Source organism: Vibrio sp. D420a (assembly GCF_030248625.1).
Lineage (GTDB): Bacteria > Pseudomonadota > Gammaproteobacteria > Enterobacterales > Vibrionaceae > Vibrio > Vibrio fortis_A.
Genome location: NZ_JAHGAN010000002.1, coordinates 645,552 through 654,707, shown reverse-complemented (window position 1 = coordinate 654,707; position 9,156 = coordinate 645,552). Strand labels below are relative to the sequence as shown.

10 protein-coding genes are annotated in these 9,156 nt (G+C 44.0%); 7 read left to right on the top strand and 3 right to left on the bottom strand.

Features of this window, described 5'->3' with window-relative positions; translation table 11 throughout:
• Positions 1-514 (bottom strand): outer membrane beta-barrel protein (locus KI743_RS03730; protein WP_285465081.1); only part of this gene is annotated, 514 nt, incomplete at its 3' end.
• A gap of 607 nt (positions 515-1,121) precedes the next feature.
• Here KI743_RS03730 and KI743_RS03725 point away from each other — a divergent pair.
• The 7 genes from KI743_RS03725 to napH all read left to right on the top strand — a co-directional run bounded on the left by KI743_RS03725 (position 1,122) and on the right by napH (position 7,576).
• A complete protein-coding gene (locus tag KI743_RS03725; protein WP_285465078.1) occupies positions 1,122-2,165 on the top strand; it encodes a GMP reductase in 1,044 nt (347 codons plus the stop codon).
• Between the two features lie 319 nt (positions 2,166-2,484).
• On the top strand, positions 2,485-4,020 hold the full coding sequence (locus KI743_RS03720) for a hypothetical protein (RefSeq protein ID WP_285465077.1): 1,536 nt from the start codon (positions 2,485-2,487) through the stop codon (positions 4,018-4,020).
• Between the two features lie 270 nt (positions 4,021-4,290).
• Entirely contained in the window at positions 4,291-4,512 is a 222-nt protein-coding gene (locus KI743_RS03715; protein ID WP_285465075.1) for a TonB family protein, read from the top strand.
• A gap of 319 nt (positions 4,513-4,831) precedes the next feature.
• Positions 4,832-5,215, top strand: coding sequence for a VanZ family protein (locus KI743_RS03710; protein ID WP_285465071.1), 384 nt, complete (start codon positions 4,832-4,834; stop codon positions 5,213-5,215).
• A 77-nt stretch (positions 5,216-5,292) separates the two neighbouring features.
• A complete protein-coding gene (locus KI743_RS03705; RefSeq protein ID WP_285465069.1) occupies positions 5,293-5,676 on the top strand; it encodes a DUF4345 domain-containing protein in 384 nt (127 codons plus the stop codon).
• A 275-nt stretch (positions 5,677-5,951) separates the two neighbouring features.
• A complete protein-coding gene (napG, locus tag KI743_RS03700) occupies positions 5,952-6,731 on the top strand; it encodes a ferredoxin-type protein NapG (RefSeq protein WP_150870166.1) in 780 nt (259 codons plus the stop codon).
• Positions 6,731-7,576, top strand: a complete 846-nt coding sequence (gene napH, locus KI743_RS03695; protein WP_285465066.1) for a quinol dehydrogenase ferredoxin subunit NapH — start codon at positions 6,731-6,733, stop codon at positions 7,574-7,576. Before napG ends, napH begins: the two co-directional genes overlap by 1 nt.
• 137 nt (positions 7,577-7,713) lie before the next feature.
• On the opposite strand, the gene KI743_RS03690 is transcribed toward napH, so the two are convergent.
• Positions 7,714-8,430, bottom strand: a complete 717-nt coding sequence (locus KI743_RS03690; RefSeq protein WP_285465065.1) for a hypothetical protein — start codon at positions 8,428-8,430, stop codon at positions 7,714-7,716.
• A 59-nt stretch (positions 8,431-8,489) separates the two neighbouring features.
• On the bottom strand, positions 8,490-9,005 hold the full coding sequence (locus KI743_RS03685; RefSeq protein WP_285465064.1) for a hypothetical protein: 516 nt from the start codon (positions 9,003-9,005) through the stop codon (positions 8,490-8,492).
• Positions 9,006-9,156 lie beyond the last annotated feature (151 nt).

The window sequence follows — 9,156 nt, the reverse complement described above, 5'->3', positions numbered from 1 at the left end:
CAGAAGCGGCACCTTCTCCGCTTGGTAGCCATTGATAGCTGATACCTGTATCTAGAATTAAAGGTGAGCCAAGGAGAGCAAAAGTGATACCTGTACTCGCATAAGGTTGGATACTGCTGTCTGTTGTTGTTTTGGATACGCTGTTGACTGCATCCCAACGTGTGACCTCGGAATCGATGTAGCTCGCTCCGCCCGAACCATAGAGGTTAAACCCGCCAAAGCTCTGCTCCAGTTTCAAGCCGGCGCTGTAAGAGTTGTACTTTGAAGCAAAGCCATCAGATTCTGACGTCACAGTACTATCTAACGTTGCGGTATGACCAAAGCTAAGATCGAGCGACACCATAGGTGAAAGGTAATAGTTGTATCCTAGCTGCGCAAAGTAGGCTGTTTCAGAATCTGAACCATCAGAAATCGCAGTCGCACCTAGATTGGTATAGAAAGAACCTGGACCATTTTGTGCCAAAGCGGAGCCACTGATACATAAAAGCGCGAGTAGAGGGAGGGTTTTCTTCATAACTAACGTCCTTGTAAGCCATTCAATGTGCTCTTGTTTAATATAAAGAGCCGTTCTAATAAGCAACTTATACCTTATTTTAGACTGTTTGACTCGCAAGAGTTATCGCTAAAGAGTGAGCTTTTGATCTCTGCGACACCTTATTCTTTTTCATAACGGCGATTTTTTAGACACTCAAACAAGAAAATTCAAAAAATATGGACTTTTTGAAGTGTTTCGATAGGTCAAATATCGACCATGATGACGTCTCTTTCTCACAGAAATAGAAATAAAAAGAGAAAGTAGTAACGAAGGGGTGGAAAACGTTTGCGCAAATGTTGCGTAAGTTTGCGTCACGCTGTGCGCTTAAGTTGTTAATATCTAAGTAAATAGCTGAAAAATAGGAAAGGAGAGAGGAATTCGGATATGGAATCTTTGGGAGGATAGCATAAAAAAAAATGAAATATCAGACTTGCTGTTAATAAATCACGGCCTATAATGCTGAAAACCGGAGCGTCTGCCAACGCTCCGGTTTTTTTGTGTCCGAAGAAAAGTAAACTCGTCTGCCAACGACTTTACAACGCACCATGCGAGTGACACATACATTTATGAATCAAGGAAAAACACCATGCGTATCGAACAAGAACTTAAGTTAGGCTTTAAAGATGTACTGTTTCGCCCGAAGCGTTCAACACTAAAAAGTCGTTCTCAAGTAAATTTAACCCGCGAGTTTACATTCAAGCACAGCGGTCGTCAATGGGCTGGTACTCCTGTTATTGCAGCAAATATGGATTCTGTTGCAAGTTTTGAAATGGCAGCGGCTCTTGCAGAGCACGAAGTAATGACAGCTGTTCACAAACACTACACAGTAGAGCAGTGGGCTGACTTCGTAAAATCAGCAGATAAGAAGACGCTAAACAATGTTTTTGTATCAACAGGTACTTCTGACGCTGATTTTGAAAAAACAAAAGAGATCATGTCGCTATCTGAAGAGCTAATCTTCATCTGTATCGATATCGCAAACGGCTACTCAGAACACCTAGTAGAGTACGTTCAAAAGGTACGTGCTGAATTCCCGAACAAAGTTATCTCTGCAGGTAACGTTGTAACAGGTGACATGTGTGAAGAGCTAATCCTAGCGGGTGCTGACATCGTTAAAGTTGGTATCGGCCCAGGTTCTGTATGTACTACACGTGTTAAAACAGGTGTTGGTTACCCTCAGCTTTCTGCAATCATCGAGTGTGGTGACGCGGCGCACGGCCTAGGCGGCATGATCATCGGTGACGGTGGCTGTTCATGTGCAGGTGACGTTGCAAAAGCATTCGGCGGCGGCGCAGATTTCGTAATGCTAGGCGGCATGCTAGCAGGCCACGAAGAGTCAGGCGGTGAAGTAGTAGAGCAAGACGGTAAGAAGTTCATGAAGTTCTACGGCATGTCTTCTCAGTCAGCTATGGACAAGCACTCTGGTGGTGTTGCTAAGTACCGCGCAGCTGAAGGTAAAACTGTTTTACTTCCGTTCCGTGGTTCTGTTCACGGCACTATCTCTGACATTCTTGGTGGTGTACGTTCAACTTGTACATACGTAGGCGCAGCAAAGCTTAAAGAGCTAACTAAGCGTACAACTTTCATCCGTGTACAAGAGCAAGAAAACAACGTATTCGGTAAAGAGTAATCTGAACGAATTCGAAATAGTTTGAAAATCAAGAGCCGCTTTTGTAGCGGCTCTTTTTTTGTCCAAAAATCGTTAATTGGTGACAAAGTAGCGGTAGAGAATTTTAGGTTTAAACTTGCATCGTTGCTAACACCTAGCTACTTCTGTCTCACTTATCTACTTAAGTTAAGTGGTTTTATTTGTCATACTGATATCTCATGAATTTTATATAGTCCCATGTTATGCATCACGAAAGTGTAATTATAGTATTGTTTTACCGGTTTTTTCTTATGTAATAAGGCCAGCTGAAAATTGCTAGGTATTTAATGTGAGTTAAAAAATGAAACGAAGAGTACTTTTGGGGTTAGTTGTATCATTTGCGGCGATTAGCTTTCCTGTGGCGAGTCAAGACTTCCTGCCCGTTCAGCAGGCTTGTGATAAACGTTATACCGAGGATTTAGAGGAGCTAAAAACGACCGAGCCATCTTATTATAGTTATTACCACTATATCGCAAGTGGTGGTTGCCCTGGCGTTGAGTTGAGAGAACGGCGTTTTGAGCGTATTGATCATCACTTTGCTAGGCTCGGTAATTTTAATGCTCAGTGGGAGTTAAATAAGGATTATGCAAGTCTAGTTGAAAAAGCTGCTGCTGGTTCTATTTTTGCGAGAGCAAAAATCGTATTAGCCAATACTGTACCAAGAACAGCGCATTATAGCCGTGATAAAGGCCTTGATGACTTGCAGCTGTCTGATGATATAAAAAAGCGTTATATCGATCAGATATTAGAACTTGCAGAACAGGGTGATATCAGAGTACTCAACACGGCACTGATTTACTATCTTTGGACACCTCTTTCAATAACTAGCCACGGTGAAAATGCTGTAATATCTGCTGAGAGACTGAGAAAAGCACACCAGCTAATGGAGTTGTACAGTGATGATTATTTATGGTTAAAGGTGTTTTACAACAGCTGGCAGCTTGAAGCAAAGAATATAAGTTGGTGCGCGGAGAACATCAAAGGAAGGCAATACTCTTCTGAGTTTGAGAAAGGTCTTTATAGTTTTAGCCGACCACTTCTTTGCAGCAATACTTTTAATAAGGCATTGTTTCATGAAATTGAAATAATGAGTGAAGTTAATCGCTTGCGTTTCTTTAAAGAATTGATTGCTTCATTGGAATTTGAATTTTCTGGCAGCCACCAGACTAGATTAGAACAGCTTAAAAAATGGGACCGTGCACTCAACAAACTGGCACTTTTAGCTCATTTTGATGTACCGCTAGTCAAAGAAACAATAGCTTTTTCTTTGAAAGTACTGCCTTATGAGCCGAATCGTGATCTAGCTGCGTTTTACTGGGTAGATGAAGACGATCAAATTTCACCACTGATGCGCTTAATAAGCAGTATGCATGGCAAAAATGCTTACGACGTTGAGCTGAGCGAAAGTGAACAGGTTATCCCTGACATACTGCTGAGTGTAAAGCTCTTCGGATTGGCATACTCATACCATGAGCGAGAGCAAGAGTATTATCAGTTCACTCTAGAAAACGTGTTGCCAAAAGGCGACTGGAGTGTGCTTTATACTTTTTACCTTATGTATAAGTATGAGGATAACACTCGTGCCTGGGCGATGATAAAAACACTTGAGCAATATGACGAATATATTGCAAAACAGGTGGAAGAGGACTTTTTTTTAGGTGGACTTAGCGAACCCGATAAGAAAGCGGTTCAAAAAGTGATGGAAGAAATACGGCCATACCTCCCAGAAAAAAACAAAGTAAATTATTCTCAAATATATTGGAAGAGGGATATACAACCCTACGTTTTAAAGCAACTGTCGTTACTAATTGAGAAAGAAGAAATCAAGCTCAAGTGAGAGAGTAAGGTGTTGCCTAAATAACCGAGAGCCGCTATTTAGCGGTTCTTTTTGTCTAAACGTTACTGAAAACGATACTCATAGATTGTAGGCGCGTGTGGAAACAGCCCTTCAATAATGTCTTTCAGACAAGGCCTCACAAAATTAATACTCAATTTTGTTAGTATGCAGTTTTACTGTATAGTCGCGAAAATTATGCAAGGTATTGATATTAAAGGTGGTGTTGATATTTTGGCTTAATGCTTTCCGACTATACGAATGGGGTTTGGTGTGAAAAATCTGTTGATGATCTTATGCATGTTTTCTTTAGCTTCTTGTGCAACGGCACCAAAGCCAACTCAATCAAACCTTACTGATGGCCCAAAAGCCAGTTATAAAGTTGCACCCAAGTACCCGAATGAAGCGTTGAGTACTGGCGTTGAGGGCTCTGTGGAGTTTAGGTTTGATTTAGACCCAGAAGGAAAGCCGATTAACATACAGATCACTCGTTGATGGCCGAAAGGTGTTTTTGATGAGAGTGCCACAGAGGCGCTTCGTCAGTGGACATACCTAGTGAGAGATGAACATGGAAATCCGTTGAAATCAAAGAATATTGCAGTACAAATGCGTTTTAAATTATACGCACCAATTTCGGATAAGTGGTTGTAATATCGAACCGACTAGATGCATTTTTGTCGCCACCATTTCGGTGGCGTTTTTGTATCTGAAGATACTCGCCCATATAGCGACACAGTTGTACTCGCTTGACATGCTGTTTACTATGCAACTTGTTATTTTGAGTACATTTCAATTTTGGTAAGTAAGGGCAGTTATGCGTCGTTTGATCGGCTTAGTTCAAAAATATTGGTTAGCACTTACCTTATTGGTTTTGGCTGCTATCACCATTCTTTCTCTTCTTCCGGCTCCTAGTCTTCCGCCAGTGCCGGGCACGGATAAAACGCATCACTTTATCGCCTATGCGGCTTTAACATTCTCGGTTGCATTGGCAAGGCCGAAGAACTGGTTGTTGATTGCATTTTTCTTTATTGCGTGGAGTGGTGCAATCGAGATTATTCAGCCTTATGTGAACCGTTACGGTGAGTGGTTGGATTTAGCGGCTAACGCTGGTGGTGTTGCGTGTGGGATTTTGTTGGCAAAAGTCGTAAACCTTGCCTTTCCGATGGATGACAAAAAACGAGAAGAAACATACCAATAAGCTGTGTGAGCTTACTGTGGGTCGGCTAGTATTTTAAATCCAATATAGGTAATTTTGAGACAACTAAAGGATTAGAAATGTCAAAACTACTGGTTTATGCCACCGCTGTTTTCTTCATAGTTTATGGTGCATTGTTTCTTCTCATCCCTACAGGGATGGCATATTGGATCACAGGGGCAGAGCTGAATACGGCATCCGCTGTGATAGACCTTAGAGCGACATATGGCGGGGCTCAGCTGTCGATTGGCTTGATGATGTTCTTGGTCGTCAAACTCAAAGATGATGTCGAGCTTGGATTGATTTTTGTTGCTGTCATTTTGTTAGCAATGGCGTTTGGAAGATTGGTCGGCCTTTGGAATGACGGTGAAGCGAATCTAGTTATGTATTTATACTTGGTTGGGGAGCTGCTGTTCGGTGCTCTTGCTCTCGTGTTGAGAAACAAAGACAAGCTCAAAGCTTAGGCTTTTCAATTTATTATGATTACCCACGCTGAGCTGCCTCTCACCACTTTGATAACAGCGTGATCCTGCTAACAAATATCCCTACTACTTTTGTGTATTAATTGTGAGCCATTGATTTGAGTCAATGGCTTTTTCATACCATCCTTTATAGATAACCCAATTACCAAGGATTACTGACTATGAGCTTTTCACTGAGTGGGCTCGTAGGAGAAGTCTATGGATAGCAAATAATAACGAGCAAGGGCTGCTATAGCTTTGCGCGTAGTGGGTGGTATATGAAGTCATCAAAACCAAAATTCTCCGAAGGTCGTCGCCGTTTTCTTCGTGACACCGCAAGAACCGCGGCAGGGGTTGGCGCTGCGGCAACCGTGCTTGGGTTGCAATCCATGCAAAGTAAAGCGCGAGACACTACCGGCCTGCCAGTAAGGCCACCGGGTGCATTAGAGGGTGAAGCCTTCGAATCGGCCTGTGTTAGGTGTGGTTTATGTGTTCAAGCTTGTCCGTATGACACGTTAAAACTTGCAACGCTGCTTTCGCCACTTCCTTCTGGAACGCCTTATTTTAATGCCCGTGATATTCCTTGTGAGATGTGCGAAGACATTCCTTGCGTGGTGGAATGTCCGACTGGCGCGTTAGACCCACTGCTTAAAGATATCGATGATGCGCGTATGGGTACCGCAGTATTAATCGACCATGAGAACTGTCTTAACTGGCGTGGTTTGCGTTGCGATGTGTGTTATCGAGTATGTCCGCTAATAGACAAAGCGATCACATTAGAACACGTTCGTAATGACCGAACCGGTTACCACGCTAAGTTGATCCCAACCGTCCACTCTGATGCTTGTACTGGTTGCGGTAAGTGTGAACAAGCGTGTGTTCTTGATGTATCTGCGATCAAAGTGATTCCGACCAACTTAGCCATGGGTAAGTTGGGTGAGCACTATCAACTGGGGTGGGAAGAGGTCGATAGAGATCTCAACAATGCGCCAGTTGAAGATGTGATTCCGACTGATGCACTTGAGTCTCTGAACTCCTTGAAGAAGGGGAATCTATAATGGCTAAGAATCTGGCAAAGAATGCAGGTAAAGAAGCGATCGAGACTTTAGGCTGGTGGCGAGCACATCGGTTTCTTATTCTAAGACGGTTATGCCAAATTGCAGTTATGGTCTGTTTTATCGCTGGCCCAACGTGGGGGATCCTGCAAGGCAATCTATCATCGAGCCTGCTTTTAGGGACTGTGCCTTTGAGCGATCCTTTGATTGTGATGCAAACCATAGCAGCGGGTCACATACCTGAACTCACGGTGCTTGCGGGCGCGGGGATAGTGATTGCTTTCTATTTGATCGTTGCGCCACGCGTCTTCTGTGGTTGGGTTTGCCCAATGAACATTGTTACCGATGCCGCTGCTTGGCTTCGCAGAAAGATGGGCTTGAAAGCGAGTTACCGTTGGTCGCCACAAATCCGCTACTGGCTAATTGGTGTTTTGCTGGTAGGCAGTGCAGTCACAGGCACGGTTTTATGGGCGTGGCTTGACCCAGTGGCGACACTGCATCGAGGCTTAGTGTTTGGTATGGGTGCAGGATGGATTCTCATTGCTTTGGTGTTTATCGTCGATTTGCTGCTTGTTGAACACGGTTGGTGTGGTCATTTGTGTCCATTAGGTGCCATGTATGGTGTGATTGGTCGTAAGAGCGTGATTCGCGTAAAAGCGGTACGTCGTGAAGACTGCGATAAATGCATGGACTGTTTTTACGTTTGTCCTGAGCCAGAGATACTTCGTCAGCCATTGAAGGAAGGGGACAGACGAGTGATGTCGCAAAATTGTATTAGTTGCGGTCGCTGCGTAGATGTCTGTGCTGAGAAAGTCTTTGAGTTTAAAAGCCGACTGGATGACAAATGATGCTCGGGAGTCATAAGGGGCGACATTAGTTTCAAACAAGGTAAAACCGAGTAGGCTCGAATCCCCAAAAGTGATTCGAGCCTTTTTATGCAGGGTTAACTGCAAAGCCTTAATCTGAGCCTAGCCGACGACTCTGTTTAACCGAGTTTAGGACGTGCTTTTAGTGTATGAACGTTGTGGAGGTTAGCACGCATTGGGCCTTTGGTTTTTAGCTTACTTTGCAGCGCTCCTTTCACTTCACTGGCTGGGATGAAGATTCTCTCACCATCTTTGATGACCGAAATGTATACCTCACGAGTGATCTCTTCGCGAATCAACCAAGTTCCATCTTCAAGGCGTTTTACGTCGCCTTTCACATTGCCGTCAGCGCCGCGAACTTGCCAAGAGTCTTCTTCGGTGTTCTTAACTGCAGTAATGGTTTTGTCGCTGTGTAACGCCTCGATTGAGATACCGTCGTCGTTGATGATGATCTCACCAACACGAACTTCACCAATATAGACTGAGTAGAGCGTCTCGTTTTCGTCTGAACGCTCCTTAACTGCGGCCATTTTGCTGTCTGGGTTGTTGATATCAATCTCAATCGGATTTGATGGAGTGCCCATGATCGGGTGAGTAGGGACAGGCACTTCTTCACCTAAATCCGGAATGTAGACATAACCGAAGTCAAAACCGAGATCTGGTGTTTGATCGCCATCTGGAGCATCGACGCCGTAACCTGGATCCACGTTTTCAAAGCCTAAGTCACCGTCGAATTGTGGTGCAGTGTCACCACCGCCTGAGCTACCAGAAGAGCTACAGCCAGCAGCTAGAGAGACCATTAAAGCAACTGCGGTAAGTTTTAGAACGTTTTTCATGAGAACCTCATTTAAGTATCAATATTTGAAAATATGTTGTGATGAGTTTTACCCAGCGATCAAAATGAAACGCCTAGGCCGTATGTGATGGACCAGTCAGAGCTTTTGGATTTATCAGCGCCAACGGTGATGTTCACGTTGTCGAGCATGTAAGTCAGGTCCAAGCCATAGAGCGCTTCATATTGCGTGTCATCCATTTCTTCTCCTTTGAGTTCGTAACTGTTTTTGATTTGACGAACACCAAAAGCGGGGGTGATATACACTTTGTCTGTCGCTGCAACTGGGAGCGTTAGGGATAAGTCTCGTTCCGTATACCTTGATGAGTAGTCTTGAACACTGCTCTCATGGTCGTAACGATAAAACGCAGCTTCTGCGCCAATTCCCACACCACCTTGTTTGTAGCGTGTGTAGCCGAAATACATGTCCTTTGAATTTCCTTCGAAAGAACCACCAAAAGAGACACTATCAATGTGCTGTGGGATCCACTCCTCTGCTGATACCGAATGGGGCAAAAAGCTGCCCAATGCGATAGCGGAACAGGCGATGACTTTGAAAGCGTTTCGTAGTTGGCTCAAGTTTCGGCTCCTCTAATGTAAGAGTGAGAAGCGATGGAGTGGTGACTTCACCGCTGTCTCGGGACGAAACAAAGAATGCCAAAATGAGTACAGCGTTAGAAATGGTCAGTTTTCATGTGCGGCATAACTGGGAGTTATGGCGAGGAGGTTG

Bases quoted from the DNA above. Each gene is read 5' to 3' on its own strand.
- KI743_RS03725 (WP_285465078.1), top strand. From the start codon at position 1,122: ATGCGTATCGAACAAGAACTTAAGTTAGGCTTTAAAGATGTACTGTTT.
- KI743_RS03690 (WP_285465065.1), bottom strand. From the start codon at position 8,430: ATGAAAAACGTTCTAAAACTTACCGCAGTTGCTTTAATGGTCTCTCTA.
- KI743_RS03705 (WP_285465069.1), top strand. From the start codon at position 5,293: ATGTCAAAACTACTGGTTTATGCCACCGCTGTTTTCTTCATAGTTTAT.
- KI743_RS03710 (WP_285465071.1), top strand. From the start codon at position 4,832: ATGCGTCGTTTGATCGGCTTAGTTCAAAAATATTGGTTAGCACTTACC.
- napG (WP_150870166.1), top strand. From the start codon at position 5,952: ATGAAGTCATCAAAACCAAAATTCTCCGAAGGTCGTCGCCGTTTTCTT.
- KI743_RS03720 (WP_285465077.1), top strand. From the start codon at position 2,485: ATGAAACGAAGAGTACTTTTGGGGTTAGTTGTATCATTTGCGGCGATT.
- napH (WP_285465066.1), top strand. From the start codon at position 6,731: ATGGCTAAGAATCTGGCAAAGAATGCAGGTAAAGAAGCGATCGAGACT.